This window comes from Elstera litoralis (assembly GCF_000963705.1).
Lineage (GTDB): Bacteria > Pseudomonadota > Alphaproteobacteria > Elsterales > Elsteraceae > Elstera > Elstera litoralis.
The window spans coordinates 1-15,851 of record NZ_LAJY01000170.1 but is presented as its reverse complement, the minus strand read 5'-3'; the positions used below and the strand labels follow the sequence as shown (position 1 = coordinate 15,851).

At 63.9% G+C, this 15,851-nt stretch carries 19 protein-coding genes, 4 pseudogenes and 1 riboswitch; of the genes and pseudogenes, 19 read left to right on the top strand and 4 right to left on the bottom strand.

The window, feature by feature from the left end; genetic code table 11:
• Nucleotides 1-62: 62 nt before the first annotated feature.
• Nucleotides 63-274: riboswitch (cobalamin riboswitch) on the top strand.
• A gap of 120 nt (nucleotides 275-394) precedes the next feature.
• The 10 genes and pseudogenes from cobW to VZ95_RS29695 all read left to right on the top strand — a co-directional run bounded on the left by cobW (nucleotide 395) and on the right by VZ95_RS29695 (nucleotide 8,118).
• Nucleotides 395-1,447 (top strand): cobalamin biosynthesis protein CobW, encoded by a 1,053-nt coding sequence (cobW, locus tag VZ95_RS07795; RefSeq protein WP_045775346.1) that lies wholly within the window; start codon nucleotides 395-397, stop codon nucleotides 1,445-1,447.
• A 4-nt stretch (nucleotides 1,448-1,451) separates the two neighbouring features.
• Nucleotides 1,452-3,403 (top strand): annotated as a pseudogene (locus VZ95_RS28710) (cobaltochelatase subunit CobN); the annotation flags it as partial.
• Nucleotides 3,404-4,738: a cobaltochelatase subunit CobN gene (locus tag VZ95_RS28705; protein ID WP_408606075.1), complete on the top strand. Its 1,335-nt coding sequence runs from the start codon at nucleotides 3,404-3,406 to the stop codon at nucleotides 4,736-4,738. It abuts the pseudogene before it with no gap.
• Nucleotides 4,735-5,592, top strand: a complete 858-nt coding sequence (locus VZ95_RS21775; RefSeq protein ID WP_052711585.1) for a hypothetical protein — start codon at nucleotides 4,735-4,737, stop codon at nucleotides 5,590-5,592. Before VZ95_RS28705 ends, VZ95_RS21775 begins: the two co-directional genes overlap by 4 nt.
• A 4-nt stretch (nucleotides 5,593-5,596) precedes the next feature.
• On the top strand, nucleotides 5,597-5,992 hold the full coding sequence (locus VZ95_RS07780) for a hypothetical protein (RefSeq protein WP_052711584.1): 396 nt from the start codon (nucleotides 5,597-5,599) through the stop codon (nucleotides 5,990-5,992).
• Nucleotides 5,993-6,625, top strand: coding sequence for a precorrin-8X methylmutase (locus VZ95_RS07775; protein WP_045775345.1), 633 nt, complete (start codon nucleotides 5,993-5,995; stop codon nucleotides 6,623-6,625).
• Nucleotides 6,622-7,347 carry a precorrin-2 C(20)-methyltransferase gene (locus VZ95_RS07770; protein ID WP_045775344.1) on the top strand — a complete coding sequence of 242 codons (726 nt, stop codon included), beginning with the start codon at nucleotides 6,622-6,624 and terminating at the stop codon, nucleotides 7,345-7,347. The genes VZ95_RS07775 and VZ95_RS07770 overlap by 4 nt, the downstream gene beginning before the upstream one ends.
• A complete protein-coding gene (locus VZ95_RS29705) occupies nucleotides 7,344-7,643 on the top strand; it encodes an SAM-dependent methyltransferase (protein WP_456297682.1) in 300 nt (99 codons plus the stop codon). The genes VZ95_RS07770 and VZ95_RS29705 overlap by 4 nt, the downstream gene beginning before the upstream one ends.
• Before the next feature lie 59 nt (nucleotides 7,644-7,702).
• Nucleotides 7,703-7,801 (top strand): annotated as a pseudogene (locus tag VZ95_RS29700) (precorrin-3B C(17)-methyltransferase); the annotation flags it as partial.
• 92 nt (nucleotides 7,802-7,893) lie between these two features.
• Complete coding sequence (locus VZ95_RS29695) at nucleotides 7,894-8,118, top strand: hypothetical protein (protein ID WP_456297683.1); 225 nt, start codon at nucleotides 7,894-7,896, stop codon at nucleotides 8,116-8,118.
• On the opposite strand, the gene VZ95_RS28080 is transcribed toward VZ95_RS29695, so the two are convergent.
• Both VZ95_RS28080 and VZ95_RS28075 read right to left on the bottom strand, forming a co-directional pair.
• Entirely contained in the window at nucleotides 8,097-8,519 is a 423-nt protein-coding gene (locus VZ95_RS28080; RefSeq protein WP_084627644.1) for a precorrin-6A/cobalt-precorrin-6A reductase, read from the bottom strand. The genes VZ95_RS29695 and VZ95_RS28080 overlap by 22 nt on opposite strands.
• Nucleotides 8,520-8,640: 121 nt before the next feature.
• A pseudogene (locus VZ95_RS28075) lies at nucleotides 8,641-8,847 on the bottom strand (precorrin-6A/cobalt-precorrin-6A reductase); the annotation flags it as partial.
• Between the two features lie 16 nt (nucleotides 8,848-8,863).
• Here VZ95_RS28075 and cbiE point away from each other — a divergent pair.
• From cbiE to cobM, 5 genes are read left to right on the top strand one after another with little or no spacing between them, the layout of a single operon-like run.
• On the top strand, nucleotides 8,864-9,316 hold the full coding sequence (cbiE, locus tag VZ95_RS28700; RefSeq protein WP_332308036.1) for a precorrin-6y C5,15-methyltransferase (decarboxylating) subunit CbiE: 453 nt from the start codon (nucleotides 8,864-8,866) through the stop codon (nucleotides 9,314-9,316).
• On the top strand, nucleotides 9,241-9,804 hold the full coding sequence (locus VZ95_RS28695) for a bifunctional cobalt-precorrin-7 (C(5))-methyltransferase/cobalt-precorrin-6B (C(15))-methyltransferase (protein ID WP_332308035.1): 564 nt from the start codon (nucleotides 9,241-9,243) through the stop codon (nucleotides 9,802-9,804). Before cbiE ends, VZ95_RS28695 begins: the two co-directional genes overlap by 76 nt.
• Complete coding sequence (locus tag VZ95_RS28690) at nucleotides 9,770-10,087, top strand: hypothetical protein (protein WP_332308034.1); 318 nt, start codon at nucleotides 9,770-9,772, stop codon at nucleotides 10,085-10,087. Before VZ95_RS28695 ends, VZ95_RS28690 begins: the two co-directional genes overlap by 35 nt.
• The gene (locus tag VZ95_RS07750) at nucleotides 10,084-10,464 is read left to right on the top strand and encodes a cobalamin biosynthesis protein (protein WP_045775343.1); all 381 of its coding nucleotides are present in this window, start codon (nucleotides 10,084-10,086) and stop codon (nucleotides 10,462-10,464) included. Before VZ95_RS28690 ends, VZ95_RS07750 begins: the two co-directional genes overlap by 4 nt.
• Nucleotides 10,461-11,225, top strand: coding sequence for a precorrin-4 C(11)-methyltransferase (gene cobM, locus VZ95_RS07745; RefSeq protein ID WP_045775342.1), 765 nt, complete (start codon nucleotides 10,461-10,463; stop codon nucleotides 11,223-11,225). The genes VZ95_RS07750 and cobM overlap by 4 nt, the downstream gene beginning before the upstream one ends.
• Here cobM and VZ95_RS07740 read toward each other — a convergent pair.
• On the bottom strand, nucleotides 11,222-12,319 hold the full coding sequence (locus VZ95_RS07740) for a cobalt-precorrin-5B (C(1))-methyltransferase (protein ID WP_045775341.1): 1,098 nt from the start codon (nucleotides 12,317-12,319) through the stop codon (nucleotides 11,222-11,224). The genes cobM and VZ95_RS07740 overlap by 4 nt on opposite strands.
• Nucleotides 12,320-12,368: 49 nt before the next feature.
• Between VZ95_RS07740 and VZ95_RS29205 the strand changes: the two genes are divergently transcribed.
• From VZ95_RS29205 to VZ95_RS07725, 4 genes and pseudogenes are all read left to right on the top strand, one after another.
• Nucleotides 12,369-12,869 (top strand): uroporphyrinogen-III C-methyltransferase, encoded by a 501-nt coding sequence (locus VZ95_RS29205; RefSeq protein ID WP_408606073.1) that lies wholly within the window; start codon nucleotides 12,369-12,371, stop codon nucleotides 12,867-12,869.
• Entirely contained in the window at nucleotides 12,773-13,135 is a 363-nt protein-coding gene (locus tag VZ95_RS28680) for an SAM-dependent methyltransferase (RefSeq protein ID WP_408606074.1), read from the top strand. Before VZ95_RS29205 ends, VZ95_RS28680 begins: the two co-directional genes overlap by 97 nt.
• Nucleotides 13,135-14,453 (top strand): annotated as a pseudogene (locus VZ95_RS07730) (cobyrinate a,c-diamide synthase). Before VZ95_RS28680 ends, VZ95_RS07730 begins: the two are co-directional and overlap by 1 nt.
• A 13-nt stretch (nucleotides 14,454-14,466) precedes the next feature.
• Nucleotides 14,467-14,775 (top strand): DUF6880 family protein, encoded by a 309-nt coding sequence (locus VZ95_RS07725; RefSeq protein WP_045775340.1) that lies wholly within the window; start codon nucleotides 14,467-14,469, stop codon nucleotides 14,773-14,775.
• Nucleotides 14,776-14,838: 63 nt separating this feature from the next.
• Here VZ95_RS07725 and VZ95_RS07720 read toward each other — a convergent pair whose 3' ends face one another.
• Nucleotides 14,839-15,732 carry a LysR substrate-binding domain-containing protein gene (locus VZ95_RS07720; protein WP_045775339.1) on the bottom strand — a complete coding sequence of 298 codons (894 nt, stop codon included), beginning with the start codon at nucleotides 15,730-15,732 and terminating at the stop codon, nucleotides 14,839-14,841.
• Between the last annotated feature and the right edge of the window lie 119 nt (nucleotides 15,733-15,851).

Here is a 15,851-nt window from a genome sequence, read left to right as displayed (position 1 = left end):
CTCCGGTAACATCCTGGAGTCCTTTTCTTCAGCAAGCGTTTGACAAGCGGGGGAGTGGGTGTCACTTCTTAGCCTAAGACGGTGTGATGAGTATCGCACAATAGGGAATAGGGGTGAGGGCTTAAAATCCCAACTCCCAAGCTGCCCCCGCAACTGTAAGCGGCGAGCCTGTTTTTCAGAATGCCACTGGAGCCGCCAAAAGCGATGTTCTGGGAAGGCGAAGAACAGGCCTTGACCCGTGAGCCAGGAGACCTGCCGTCGAAGCTGCCGTTTGCGCGAAGCGGGGTGTCTTCGTCGTAAGCTTGAGAGGATTTTTCTCTCTCATGAGCGTGTGGGCTTTGCCCCATTCGCGCGGCTTTTGGCACCCGGTTTCTATCTGCGATGCCAACTCACAATGTCTCAATCTTCCGTATCTTCCCTGCCGCCCGGCAAAATCCCCGTTACCATCATTACCGGCTTTCTCGGGGCAGGAAAAACCACGCTGATCCGGCATATTCTCGATAATGCCCAAGGGCGGCGCTTGGCCCTCATCATCAATGAGTTCGGCGATCTCGGCATCGATGCTGAAATCCTCAAAGGCTGCGGGATCGAGACCTGCCCGGAGGAAAATATCGTCGAGCTTGCCAATGGCTGCCTATGCTGCACCGTCGCCGATGATTTCGTTCCGGCCATCGAAGCTTTGCTGGGGCGGGACACTAAGCCCGAGCATATTATCATCGAAACCTCCGGCTTAGCCTTGCCAAAACCCCTCGTAAAAGCCTTCGACTGGCCCGGCCTGCGCACGCGCTTGACCGTCGATGGCGTTATCGCCGTCATCGATGGTGCCGCCGTTGCCGATGGGCGCTTTGCCGACGATCCGCTGAAACTCGCCGAACAGCGCGCCGCCGACCCATCGCTGGACCATGATAATCCATTGGAAGAGGTCTATGAGGATCAACTCCTCTGCGCCGATCTGATCCTGCTCAATAAAATCGATCTGATGACCGACGCGGAGCAAGCGGCGGTAACGGGAGCGATCACCCAAACCATTCCACGGGCCGTAAAAATCCTCTGCACGCAGGAGGGGCGGATTGATCCTCGGCTGCTGCTTGGCCTGGCGGCGGCGGCGGAAGATGATCTCGCCGCCCGCCCGTCGCACCATGACGGGGAGGAAGGGCACGATCATGATGATTTCGATAGCTTTATTCTAACCCTGCCTGCGTTGGCCGACCCAACCGCCTTCATTGGGCGCTTAATCACTGTGGCGGAAGCTTTCGATATTATCCGTATCAAAGGCTTTGCCGAGGTAGCGGGAAAACCGATGCGGCTGCTCGTTCAGGGCGTCGGCACGCGTTTCCAGCAACGGTTCGACCGGGCTTGGCGCCCCGGTGAGCCGCGCGGCACCCGCCTTGTCGTCATCGGGCAAAAGGGGCTCGATCAAACCGCCATCGCGGCAGCACTGCGCTAAACCGATGCATCTGCTGAACGTCGTTAGCCGAAGCCTAGACGAAACCGACACCGCCGTGGATTTAGACCAGTCCCCGGCGGACATCCTCTTTCTGTCTTTTTCGGATAGCGACCTTAGCGCCGTTGCCCGCCTCTACGCAGCCGCCGATCCCGCTTTGGGATCGGCGCGTTTGGCCTCACTCGCGCAGTTGCGGCACCCCTATTCGGTCGATCTCTATGTCGAGAAAACCGCCCAAAAAGCCCGCTTCATTCTGGTCCGTCTACTCGGTGGGCGCGATTACTGGCGCTATGGGGCGGAAGAACTCAGCCAAATGGCCCGGCTGTCCGGCATCGCGCTCGCGCTGATACCGGGAGATGGTTACGCCGACCCGCGCCTTACCGACCTCTCGACCGTCGCGCCTGACGATCTCGCAAACCTGTGGGGCGCGTTCCAGGAAGGGGGCGAGGCGAATTTGCGCACGGCCTTCCGTTGGATCGCCCGGCAGGGACAAGCCAAGACCGCGCCGCTGCCGCCCCCGACCCCCGTACCGAGTTTCGGGCGGTTCGAAGCAGCATGCCACCCGAAGCGCGATGACGCCCCCCGTGCCAGCCTCGTTTTTTACCGCTCCCAGTATGCGGCGGGCGATACGGCACCAATCTGCGCCTTGGCCGACGCCCTAGCAGACCGAGGCTTTGCCGTCGATAGTCATTTCGTTGCCAGCCTGAAGGAGCCAACCGCCGCCGACTATATCCGTGCTCGCTGCGCCGACCGAAGCCCCACGGTCGTTCTGAATGCCACCGCCTTTTCCAGCCCGCTCGACAGCGCAGGGGCACCCGTCTTTCAGGTAATCCTCGCGACCGGCAGCCGCGAGGCCTGGGCTGAAAGCAATAACGGCCTGAGCGCCACCGATCTCGCCATGAATATCGTTCTTCCGGAAATCGACGGGCGTATCGGCACGACGGTGATTGGCTTCAAAACACTGACGCGCACCGCGCCCGAGCTTGAATTCACGCCCGTCGTTCAAACCCCCGATCTCGATCAAATCGCCGTAGTGGCCGATCTTGCTGCCGCTTGGGCGCGTTTAGCCCAAAAGCCGCGCGCACAACGGCGCATCGCCTGTATTCTCTCGAATTACCCTGGCAAGCGCGGGCGCGAAGCCTATGCCGTCGGGCTCGATACCCCCGCCAGCCTTCTTGCGATTGCCGACGCTTTGCGCGACGGCGGTTATCGCATCCCGCCCCTGCCCGATTCCCACACGCTGATGGCCAGCTTGACCGCAGAAGCGGGGGAGGCCGGGCTTGCGCCAGAAATTTATAACCGCCTCTTCCAAGCCCTGCCGAAAGCCTTCACGGAAGCGGTTCTCGAAACCTGGGGGCCACCACCGCACACCGCCTTCCGCTTTCAAACCGTTCGGGCCGGAGCCCTGGTGATCGCGCTTCAGCCGGATCGCGGGCGCGTGGAAACGCGCAAGCAAAGCTACCATGACGGGGCCGAACCGCCGAGCCACGCCTATATCGCCTTCTACCTTTGGTTACGCCATTCGGTCGACATCGATGCGCTGCTCCACCTCGGCACGCACGGAACGTTGGAATGGTTACCCGGTAAGGCGGCAGCCTCAGCCCCGCCTGTGCCCCCCAGGTGCTTTTGGGGCCGGTGCCGGTCATTTATCCCTTCATCGTCAATAATCCCGGTGAGGCCGCTCAAGCCAAGCGCCGAACCAGCGCTGTCACCCTCGGCCACCTCACGCCGCCCCTCACGACCGCCGGAAGCACCGACGCTCTGCGCACGATCGAAGCCTTAATGGACGAATATGCCGCCGCCGTTACTCTCGACCCAAGACGCGCCGCCCTGCTGGCCGAAGCGATTTTGGCGAACGCACAGACCTCGGGCATTGCCGATGAATGCGGGTTGGCTCGGGCCTGTGACCCGCAAACCGCCCTCGCCCAGCTCGATAATTATCTGTGCGACATCAAGGAAATGCGGATCAACGACGGTTTGCATATCTTTGGCCGCACGCCCGATGTGGCCGTGTGGGAAGCCTGCCTGCCGGCAGCGGCGCTTCCCGAACTTGCCGACTGCGGAACCCGCGAAATGGCCGCCCTGATGACGGCGCTAGATGGGCGGTTCATCCCCCCCGGCCCGGCGGGTGCCCCCTCGCGCGGGCGGGTAGACGTGTTCCCGACGGGACGAAACCTCTATACGATCGATCCGCGCCATGTGCCGACGCGAACGGCGTGGGTTTTAGGCCAACGCGCGGCAAACGAGTTGGTCGCGCGCTATCTGCAAGATCATGGCGACTGGCCGCAGCGGATTCTGCTCGACCTCTGGGGATCGGCCACAATGCGCACCGGCGGCGAAGATCTCGCCCAGGCCATCGCCCTGCTTGGCGTAACGCCGGTGTGGGACGAAGGTTCGGCACGCGTGTCGGGCTTCACTATTCTGCCCCACGCCGTGTTGGACCGCCCGCGCATCGATGTCACTTTGCGAATTTCCGGCCTGTTCCGCGATGTTTTTCCGCAACAGATTGCCTTATTCAACCAAATCGTCGCCGCCGTTGCTGCATTAGACGAGGCGGATGCGCTGAACCCATTGGCGGCCCAGCACCGCACGGTGCCGGACGCGCCGGTCTCGCGCATCTTCGGCGCGGCCCCCGGCGCTTATGGGACGGGGGTAATGCGCGCCCTTATTGGCAACGATGAGGCTGATCGAATGAGCCTCGGCCAAGGCTATCTTGCCGGAACCGGCTACGCCTATGATGCCGACGCCCCTCGACCCTCGACCGGCTTCGCCGTCCAAGTCCGCACTGCCGACGCCTATGTCCACACGCAGGATATGGCCGGGCAAGACGTGCTCGACTCCGATGCTTTCGCCGATCACGAGGGCGGGTTTGCCGCCGCGAATAGCGCCCTGGGCGGGCGGGCTGCGCTCTATCATCTCGATAGCAGCCTGCCCGAGCACATCAAGTTGCGCAGCTTGGCCGAAGAGGTTGCCCGTGTCGTGCGCGGACGATTGACGAACCCGCGTTGGTTGGCAGGCCAGATGCGCCACGGCCATCGCGGCGCGGCAGAAATCGCCGAAAGCGTCGATAATCTCTTCGCTTTTGCTGTTCTAGCCGACTGCGTGCGCCCGCATCAGTTCGAGCTGGCGTTCGAGGCTCTTGTTGCGAATGCCGATGTGCGCGCCTTCCTTCGCGCCGCGAACCCCGCCGCCGCCGCCGCGCTGGCCGCGCGCTTTACCCTTGCCAATGCACGCGGTTTCTGGACCCCCCGGCGCAATTCCGCGCGCGAGCTTTTGGCGGAGATGGGGGCATGATGGCGGAAGAGCTTCGGCGCGGCTGGTGCCCTGGCGCTTTACGCCCGATGCTGAGTGGCGATGGTTACATTGTGCGGATACGCCCGCGCGGCCCGGTCATCCCGCAGGCTCTGGCCTACGCGCTTGCCGATTTGGCGGACCGCTTCGGTAATGGCCTGATCGATCTAACCGCGCGCGCCAATTTGCAACTGCGCGGCGTGCGCGAAGAGACGTTTCAACCTTTGCAAACGGCATTAGCCGATCTTGGTTTGCTCGACACAAGCATCGCTCAGGAAGCGCGGCGGAACATTCTGCGCTCGCCCCTTTGCGGGATCGACCCGACCGCCGCACTCGATAGTCGCCCGCTCTATACGGCACTCGAAGCGTGGCTGATGAACGATGATACGCTGGCCGCCCTGCCGGGAAAATTCGGTTTTGGCATTGATGAAGGTGGCCTTTTGCCGCTTCCCGCCGACGCGAGCGACCTGCACGCCCGCGCTCAACGCACGTCAGAGGGGCCGCGCTGGGCTGTTTTTGCAGGTGGCCATCGGCTCATCACCTGCCATCCCGATGATTGCCTGCCGGTGATGAAGACGCTCAGCCAAACCTTTTTTGCGCCTCACGCCCGAGGGGGGGCGGATGAAGGCGCTGCTGGCATCGATTGGGCCGGTCGCTTTTCTTCAGGCTGCCGGTCTCGCAACGACCGAAATCGCAAAAACAACCGAACCCGCGCCGCCGCTTCCACGGCTCGGGATTTGGCCGCTCACGGTCGGGCCATTTATCCTGGCGGGGGTTCCTTTTGGGCGACTTCATGCCGAACAGATGCGGTGCTTAGCCCAAGCTGGGCAAGAGTTTCGCTTAACGCCCTGGCGTAGCCTGGTGCTGCCACTGACCTTGACCGATGCCCCCGCCGTCATCGCATCCGGCCTGAGCAAAGCCGGTTTTATTCTGGACCCCGACGCCGCGCTTATGGCGATTGCCGCCTGTAGCGGTGCCCCCGCCTGCGACCGCGCCAGCCGCCCATCGCAAGAGGATGCGCGCAATTTCGCCGTCAGCTTACCCCCACCGCCCTATGAGAAACCGCTCCTGCATGTTTCGGGCTGCGCGAAAGGCTGTGCCCATCCCCGCGCGGCACCCATCACCCTCGTCGCGCGCGAAGGCAGATACGACGTGGTTCTGCGATATACAGCCACAGCCCCCCCCGACCACCTTGGGCTCACCGTTGCGGATGCCCAGACCTTTCTTACTAAGTTTTTCAAAACAAAAGGTATTTGAATGACTGCGCGTTTTGACTATACCCGTGACGGAGCCGATATTTACCGGCAATCCTTTGCGAGGATCCGTGCGGAAGCCGACCTTGCGCACTTCACAGGGCCCGATGAGAGCGTGGCGGTGCGAATTATCCACGCTTGCGGGATGGTCGATATTGTTCCCGACCTCGCCTTCACCGCCGGCGCAGTTCAAGCGGCGCGCGCCGCGCTGATGGCGGGCAAGCCGATTCTCTGCGACGCGGAAATGGTCGCCCACGGCATTACCCGCGCACGTTTACCGGCGCAGAACGCCGTCATCTGCACTTTGAACGCGCCGCAGATTGCCGATGCCGCCGCCCGCCTCGGCACCACGCGCAGCGCCGCTGCCGTGGAACTGTGGCGAGACTCGCTGGCGGGGGCCGTCGTCGCCATCGGCAATGCCCCAACAGCCCTCTTCTACCTGCTGGAGATGATCGCGGCGGGCGCGCCCCGCCCGGCGGCCATCATCGGTATGCCGGTTGGGTTCATCGGCGCGGTCGAATCCAAGGAAGCCCTGCTAGCAACGCCTGATCTTCCGGCCCTCGTCGTGCGCGGACGGCGCGGCGGTAGCGCGATGGCGGCCGCGACCGTCAATGCCCTCGCGAGTACCGCCGAATGACGGGGACTTTATATGGTATCGGCCTCGGCCCCGGCGACCCCGAACTTTTGACCGTGAAAGCCGTGAAAACGCTCCAGCGCGTTCCCGTCGTTAGTTTCTTTGCCAAGCAGGGACGGCGGGGCAATGCGCGGCAAATTCTCGACGGTTGGCTGCACGCGGGGCAGATCGAAGTGCCGCTTTATTATCCTGTGACCACGGAAATTCCCGTCACGGAGACCGCCTATGGCGACCAACTCCGGGAATTCTATGCCGAGTCCGCCGCGACCTTGGCAACCCATCTGAGCGCGGGGCGCGACGTGGCGCTCGTGGCCGAGGGCGATCCGCTTTTCTATGGCTCCTTCATGCACCTCTACATTCGGCTAAAAGAGCGCTTTCCGACCCAAATCATTCCCGGCGTCACCGGCATGTCGGGCTGCTGGGCGGCCGCAGGGGTTCCAATGACCTGGGGCGACGATGGGCTGAGCGTTCTCGCCGGAACCTTGCCCGAAGCCGATCTCACCGAAAAGCTGCGTCTCGGCGACGCCGCTGTGATTATGAAGGTGGGCCGCAATCTGCCGAAAATCCGTGCCGCGCTGACCGCTGCCGGATTGCTGGCGCGGGCAATCTACGTCGAACGCGGCACCATGCCGGGGGAAAAAATCCTCCCCCTCGCGGCGAAGACCGACGATACCGCGCCGTATTTTTCGATGATTCTCGTGCCGGGAGAAGGGCGACGGCCATGAGCGTTTCGCCCCCCGGCAGCCTGCGGATTATCGGACTTGGCCCCGGTGCCGCCGACTGGATCACCCCCGAAGCGAGCGCCTTAACAACCGCCGCGACCGATCTTATCGGCTATGCCCCTTATGTAGCGCGGCTGACAGTGCGGGCGGATCAAACACTTCATAGCAGCGATAATCGGGTCGAAATCGCGCGGGCGCAGCAGGGGCTTGCCCTGGCGGCAGCCGGGCGGCAGGTGGTGATCGTCTCGGGCGGTGATCCGGGGATTTTCGCGATGCTTCCGCCGTTTTCGAAGCCGTGAGCATAGGGCCTGAGTTTTGGCGGACCCTCGATATTTCGGTTCATCCCGGCATTTCGGCAATGCAGGCCGCCGCCGCACGGTTGGGAGCGCCCCTGGGCCATGATTTTTGCGTCATTTCGCTCTCCGATAACCTCAAACCCTGGTCGATCATCGCGCGGCGGCTGGCAGCGGCGGCGGCGGGCGATTTCGTTATCGCGCTCTATAATCCTGCCTCCAAAGCCCGGTCCGAGGCATTCGCGCCGCTTTCGACGTGCTGCGCGCCCATAAGGCCGCCGCGACGCCGGTCGCCTTCGCCCGCGCCGTCGGGCGGGCGGACGAAAGCCTACACCTCACCACCTTGGGCGAAGCCGACCTTTCCCGCGTCGATATGGCGACCTTGGTGCTGATCGGCTCCAGCGAAACCCGCCGTCTCGACCGGCCCGGCGGCGGCGCGTGGCTCTACACGCCCCGGCACTATGGCGAGGCGGCGCGATGAGCCTCCAGCCAATCCAGAACCGCCGAAACCTCGAAGATCGGTGCCAGACCGGGCGCAGGCGGCGGGGCAATCATGATGATCTTCAGCCCAAGCTGCCGGGCGGCAGCAATTTTCCCATAGGTGGCGCTGCCGCCGCTGTTCTTGCTGACCAGAAGCGCGATCCGCTCCCGTTGGAGCAGATCGGCTTCCGCCGCCTCCGTATAGGGTCCGCGCGCCAGCAGCAACCGGGAGTGCGGCAGATCGGGTATCGGTTCGGGCGGGTCGATACAGCGGATCAGGTAGGCATGCTGGGGCGCGGCGGCGAAGGCGGCGAGCTGCAAGCGGCCAATGGTGAGGAAAACCCGGCGCGGTTCGGCACCCAGCGCGGCGGCGGCCTCGGCGCACTCGGTACCTCCTGCCAATCATCGCCCGCAATGCGCGTCCAGGGCGGGCGGGTGAAGCGTGCCAGGGGGATTGCGCAGGCTTTGCACGCCGCCACCGCGTGCCGGGCATTTGATCGGCGAAAGGATGGGTGGCATCGATCACCGCCGCAATCGCCTCGGCGCGCAGATAGGCCGTGAGCCCGGCAATACCGCCGAAACCGCCGATCCGGTGCGGCAGTCCCAGCGGCAGATCGGGCGCGCGGGTGCGCCCGGCGAGCGACAGGATCGACGCATAGCCGGAGGATTCCCTCAGGCGCGCGGCCAGAGCCGTTGCCTCGGTCGTGCCGCCCAGAACCAAAATTCGCATCCTCAGGAGGCCTCCTATGGTTGAGGACGCGCCCGTCCCGCGCCCCTGGCTCTCCCTTATCGGCATTGGCGAAGACGGCCAAGAGGGTTTATCGGCGTCAGCCCGGCACCTCTTGGCGCAGGCCGATTGGATTTGGGGCGGCGCGCGGCATCTGGCGATGGTGCCCGACCATTCAGCGGTTAAAACCCCGTGGCCGCGCCCGTTCAGCGACGCGATTCCCGCCCTTTTAGCCCAGCGCGGCGAACGGGTTTGCGTACTCGCCTCGGGCGACCCGTTTTATTTCGGCGTTGGCAGCCTCTTAGCGGAGCATCTTACGCCCGGCGAGTATCAGACGGTTCCGGCGCCCTCCTCCCTCAGCCTCGCCGCCGCGCGCTTGGGTTGGTCGCAGCAGGATTGCACCGCCGTCACACTGCACGGTCGCCCGTTGGAGCGGATTATTCCGCACCTCACCCCCACGCCCGGCTGCTGATTTTATCGTGGGATGGGAGCACGCCGAAGAGCCTAGCCGATCTGCTCACCCAACGCGGCTTCGGCCCCTCGCGCTTTTGGATTATGGAGGCCCTCGGTGGCCCGCGCGAGCGGATCACGGCCTATCGCGCCGCGACCGTTCCTGCGGCCCCCGCCGACGCGCTGAACCTGATCGCATTGGACGTGATCGCCGAGGCAGGGACACGGATCCTCCCGCGTAGCCCCGGTTTGCCCGACGCGTGGTTTCAGCACGATGGACAGATTACCAAGCGCGAGATTCGAGCCCTCACGCTCTCTGCCCTCGCGCCAACGCCGGGCGCGCTGCTGTGGGATGTCGGGGCCGGGTCGGGATCGGTCGGGATCGAATGGATGCTGGCCGCCCCGAACGCCATCGCCATCGCCGTGGAGCCACGCACCGACCGGGCCGCGACCATCGCCCAGAATGCTCTGAGTTTTGGCGTTTCCCGACCTGCGCGTAATCGTCGATAAAGCCCCGAAGGCCTTCGCTGACCTCCCCCCGCCCGACGCGATTTTCGTCGGCGGCGGCGGACCGGAGGTAATTGCCGCCGCGCTCGAAGCCCTTCCACCCGGCCGCCGCTTAGTTGTGAATGCAGTAACGCTTGAAAGCCAAGCGGCGATGATTGCCCTTCACGGCAGCCACGGCGGCGAGTTAATGCAAATTCAGCTCGCCAAGGCCGGAGCTTTGGGCGGCTATACCGGGTGGGAGCCCGCCCGCCCGCAGTTGCAATGGCGGTTCGAGAAACCATCATGATGCGCGCTATCGGTATCGGTTGCCGCGCGGGACGCCCCGCCGCCGCCATCCTCGCCCTGATTCGGGAAGCGCTCGCCCAGCTTCCGGTGAGCGGTGGGGCCTTGGTCTTGGCGAGCAGCACCCGTAAGCAGACCGAGCCGGGGTTGATCGTGGCCGCGCAAACCCTCGGATTTCCCTTGGAATTCATCGGCCCAGACGCGCTGGCAGCCGAACAGGGGCGTATTCTAACCCGCTCGGCCAAGGTCGAAGCGCTTACCGGCTTTGCCAGCCATGCTGAAGCCGCCGCCCTAGCGGCAGTCGGCCCGCGCGGGCGGCTTTTACTGCCCCGAATCACGGCGGACGGGGTGAGTTGTGCGATTACAGGGAGAGTTTTATGACGGTGCATTTCATCGGGGCGGGTCCGGGGGCTCCCGACCTGATTACTGTGCGCGGGCGCGACCTTCTGGCGCGCTGCCCAGTCTGCCTCTACGCGGGTTCGCTGGTGCCCGAAGCGCTGCTGGCCTACTGCCCGCCGGGGGCAAGGATCGTGAATACCGCGCCCCTCGACCTTGCCGCCATTGTCGCCGAATGCCGTATAGCGACCGACCAGAGGCGCGATGTAGCCCGGCTGCATTCCGGCGATCTCTCGGTCTGGAGCGCGATGGGCGAGCAATTGCGCGCGCTCGATGCCCTAACGATCCCCTATACCGTTACACCGGGGGTTCCGGCCTTCGCGGCGGCAGCAGCAGCCCTGAAGCGCGAACTAACCTTGCCGGAAGTGGCACAATCGCTTGTCTTGACGCGCACCTCCGGGCGGGCGTCGGCGATGCCGCCGGGGGAAAGCCTCGCTAATTTCGCCAAAACCGGCGCGACGCTGGCGCTGCATCTGTCGATACATGTTCTGGATCAAGTGGTTGCGGAGTTAACACCCTTCTATGGCCCTGCCTGCCCTATCGCCCTCGTGTTTCGCGCCTCCTGGCCCGATGAGCGGATCCTGCGCGGCACGCTTGCGACGATTCTGGCAGAGATGGCCGTATCCCCGATGGAACGCACGGCGCTGATCCTCATCGGTCCCGCCTTAGCCGCCGAGGATTTCCGCCCCAGCGCCCTATATGATGCCGAGTATCAACGCCGCTTTCGGCCCGAGCGGGGGGCCTAATGCAACGGTCGCAGCCCCGTTCCGGCGACAATGGCACCTTGCCGGTCCACAATGAGAATCTCCAAAGCCTCCCCCTGCCCGCGCAGCACCGGGGCGGCCACCGCCCAGGCCACCTGCGCCACCCGCAACGGCAGATCAATGCCTTCGGCCAGGGCAAGCTGATAGGCTTCGAGGGCGCTATTGGCCGTTTCAATCGCCCGGCGCAAATCGCTGGACGCGTCGGGAAGTTGCGCCGCGAGCCAAGTCAGATCGACCGCCCCGCGCTTGGAGTGCAGATCGAGCAAGCCTTGCGCGAGCTTGGTCATCTTCCCGAAACCGCCAGCAAGAGTGAGTTTCGGCACCGGATGCTGCCGGAGGTATTTCAGCAAGCCGCCGACGAAATCCCCCATATCGATCAAGGCGATCTCCGGCAACCCATGATAGGCCTGAGCCGCCGCCTCCGACGTTGCGCCGGTCGCCCCGATAAGATGATCGAGCCCCGCCGCCCGTGCGACATCGACCCCGCGATGAATGGCGTGAATCCAAGCCGAACAGGAATAGGGAATAACAATCCCCGTCGTCCCCAGAACCGACAGACCGCCAAGAATCCCGAGCCGCCCGTTCATGGTCCGCAAAGCGAGTTTTTCGCCGTTGGGAATCGAGATTTCGATCGCAAGATCGGCGGGCACACGCAGGCGGGCGGCGCAGGCTTCTACCGCCGCCACCATCATGGCGCGCGGCACGGGGTTGATGGCGGGCTCCCCCGGCGGCAAAGGCAGCCCGGCGCGCGTAACGGTGCCCACTCCTGGCCCCGCGAAAAATCGAATGCCAGCGCCGAGCGGCAAGCGGCGCACCGTCGCGACAATCAAAGCCCCGTGGGTCACATCGGGATCGTCCCCCGCATCCTTCACAATCCCGACGCGCCACGCATCCCCGCCAACCGCCTCCGCAAAGGCCAGCGCGAAAGCGGGCGTTTGCCCCCCGGCCAGCGTGATCGTAACCGGGTCGGGGGCCTCGCCCGTTATCAATCCCTCGAAGGCCGCGCGGGTGGCAGCCGTGGCGCAGGCCCCGGTCGTCCAGCCGGTCCGCAGGGGAATAGAGGGGGGTGCCGTCATAGGCTTAGGCATAGCGCCCTTCGGTTATTTGAGGAAAGAGACTCTTTGTATGGTTGACGCGCCCGACTTCACTCCAGGCTCGGTTTGGTTGGTTGGGGCCGGGCCGGGCGATCCGGGCCTGTTGACGCTGCACGCCCTGCATGCCCTGAAATCAGCCGATGTCATCGTCTATGACGCGTTGGTCTCCCCCGGCATTCTGGCCCTGATTCCCCCGACGACCGCCCGCGACTATGCCGGAAAGCGCGGCGGGAAACCCTCGCCCCAACAGGCCGACATCACCCAACGGCTGATTGCCCTTGCCGCTGAGGGGAAAAAGATCGTGCGCTTGAAGGGCGGCGACCCTTTCGTCTTCGGGCGCGGCGGCGAGGAGGCGAAAGCCTGGCGCAGGCGGGGGTGCCGTTTCGGATTATCCCCGGCGTTACCGCAGGCCTTGCAGGTCTCGCCTATGCCGGAATTCCGGCGACGACGCGCGACACGAATCAAGCGCTTATCTTCGCTACCGGCCATTTGGCCGCCGAGGCCGATGGGGGGCTGGATTGGGCGACCTTAGGCTCCGTCGACGCGCCGATCGTTCTCTATATGGGGCTCACCAATCTTGCGCCCATTGCGGCCAAACTGATTGCCGCCGGGCGCGCCCCCACGACGCCGGTCGCCATTGTCACCAACGCCACCCTTCCCGAGCAAGCAACGCTGGAGTCCACGCTGGAAAACATTGTCGCCGCTTCAGCCGCAGCGGCTGTTGCCGCACCGGCAATCATCGTTATTGGCAATATTGTCAGCTTGCGCGCCGATCTATTGCCGTGGCAACAGCGCTAATGCTCCCCCCCGGCCTCATGATCGCCGCCCCCCGCTCCGGCGGCGGTAAAACCACTCTGAGCCTCGGTGTGATGCGGGCCTTTACCCGCAGCGGTCTGCGCGTCGCTCCGGTCAAATGCGGCCCCGATTACATTGATCCAGCCTTCCACGCAGCCGCCTGTGGGCGTCCCGGCGTCAACCTCGATAGTTGGGCGATGGACCCGGCGCAGCTCCAAGCCCTCACCCATCGGGCTATCGGCGGGGCCGATATTGCTATTGGCGAGGGCTTGATGGGGTTGTTCGACGGCGTCCCTGCGGAACCAGGCCGCTCGGGTTCGACTGCAGATACCGCCGTCGCCCTCGGCTGGCCAATCATTCTCGTGCTGGACGTTAGCGGGCAATCACAGTCGGCCGCAGCGATCCTCGCCGGGTTTGCCGCTTTTGACCCCCGACTTCGGATTGCTGCGGTGGTGCTCAACCGCGTCGGCAGTCCCCGCCACGAGCGCCTGATTCGGGCCGCGATGGCGCCCCTCGGCATCCCGGTGCTCGGCGCCCTGCCCCGTACCGCAGCGGTCGCGCTGCCCGAACGGCACTTAGGACTGGTTCAAGCGGGCGAAACCGAGCAGTTGCGTGAACGGTTGGACGCGCTCGCGGATTTCGTCAGCGCGCATCTCGATCTTGCCGCCCTGCGCGCCCTTGCCACGCCCACCCAGCTTCCTCAAACAGACGGAGCGGTTTTCTTAGCGCCGCCTGCCCAGCGCATTGCCTTAGCGCAGGATGCAGCTTTTTCCTTTGTCTATCCGCATCTGCTGAGCCTATGGCGGGCACAGGGAGCGGAGATTTATCCTTTCTCGCCCCTGGCCGACGCGGCTCCCGATGCGACTTGCGATATGGTTTGGCTGCCCGGCGGCTATCCCGAACTTCACGCTGCGCGTCTCGCCGCCGCCACTCATTTTCAAGAGGGGCTCCGGCGTTTTGCCGCAACCAAGCCCGTTCACGGTGAATGCGGGGGATATATGGTGCTGGGGGAAGCCTGATCGATGCAGCAGGGGTTTCGTATCCGATGGCAGGATTGTTGGGGCTCACCACCTCCTTCGCCACTCGGAGCTTGAACCTCGGTTATCGGCGCGCCCGGCTTTTGAGCGACGGTCCATTCGGTAAAGCCGGAACACGGCTAACGGGGCATGAATTTCACTACGCCACGATCATCGATCCCGGCGCTGACGCCGCTTTCGCTGAAACCACTGATGCCTATGGCAGCGCCCCCCAGCCCACAGGGAGCCGGCGCGCGCAAGTATCAGGCACCTTTTTTCACATGATCGGCCTGGAAGTAGGATGAATAGCCCCTGGAATTGGGGGACCTCAGCCCGTGGACGGCGGCGCAACGGCTGCTGCGCTTCATCGATACTCATGCCGTGGTGTTCGGGCGGATTGACGATTCTGGCGGCCACATTCAGGATGCCTATTGGCAGGCCCTTGAAGACGCTCCCGCTCTGGTCGAGCAACTAACCGCGACCGACCGAAGCCCTCGTCTGGGTGCGCAAGGAGTCCCGGCACGGTCTGGCCTATGCAACCACCACCGACCTTGCCGAGGCCGGATCAACCGCCTGCGGAACTTGGATCAGGTCTCTCTGGAAGCCCGTGTGGACGTCAAATTCTAGGGGCTCTTCACGCGCCAATGACGAGGTTAACGCTGAACAGACACCAGATCGTCTGAAACCTCGTCATTCCTCCGGCACGACCTGGGCAAACCGACGCAACTCGTCAATGCAGTCGGCGACGATGCGCGATGGCGGTCGGTCGGGGGGCAGCAACAGCAGCGTGCGCGAATGGATGGCCGGTTCGAACGGACGCACCACGAGATTGCGACCCTCATAGGGTTCGGCAGTCAGTGGATGGACGATTCCCACTCCCATACCCGCCTGGACCATCGCGCAAACGGTTGTCGAATAAGGGGTTTCCAGCACGATCCGCGGGTGGACGTTCCGCTGCTCAAACAGCCGCTCGAGCTTATGGCGCGACGTATCCTCGGGTGCGAGGGCGATGAAGGGTTGGCCGTCGAGATCTTCCGGGTGCACAATAGCGGTTGCGATTAACGGATGATCCCCCGGCAGCGCCACCACGAGGCGACGGTAGCTGAACAAACTCGCATCCACCCCGGTCACATCGATTTCATCGGCGGCAAGGCCCAAGTCGAACTGCCCGGATGCCACCAATTCCTTCACCACCGACGACATGCGCGCTTGAAACGTGATGCGCACGTTCGGGTGCCGACGTTGGAAGGCATGCAGCGCTTTCGGCACAATATTGGTGCTGAGGGCCGACAGGCTGACCAACCGCAACTCGCCCGAGCCAAAATCGCGAATTCGGGCGGCGGCAGCGCGCAACTGTGTCAGGCCGATAAAGGCACCTTCCACTTCGCGAAAAAACAGCCGCCCCTCGGCGGTTGCCACCAGTCGCCCCTTCAGGCGATGGAAAAGGCTGAAACCAACTTGCCGCTCCAATTCCTGTACGGCCTTGCTGACGGCGGGTTGCGAGATGCGCAGCACCTCCGCCGCACGGGACGTGGTGCCATTGGTCATCAGCGCGTGAAAAACTTCGATCTGCCGGAGGTTCATGGCATCCCCTTATAACCCAGTCGAATAGACCGCTCGATTCTGAGCATTAGACTGAATAGCACATTGTCTCCGATAGTTTTCGGAACGAAGGAGCTTTTTTTATGAATGATGCAACCCAA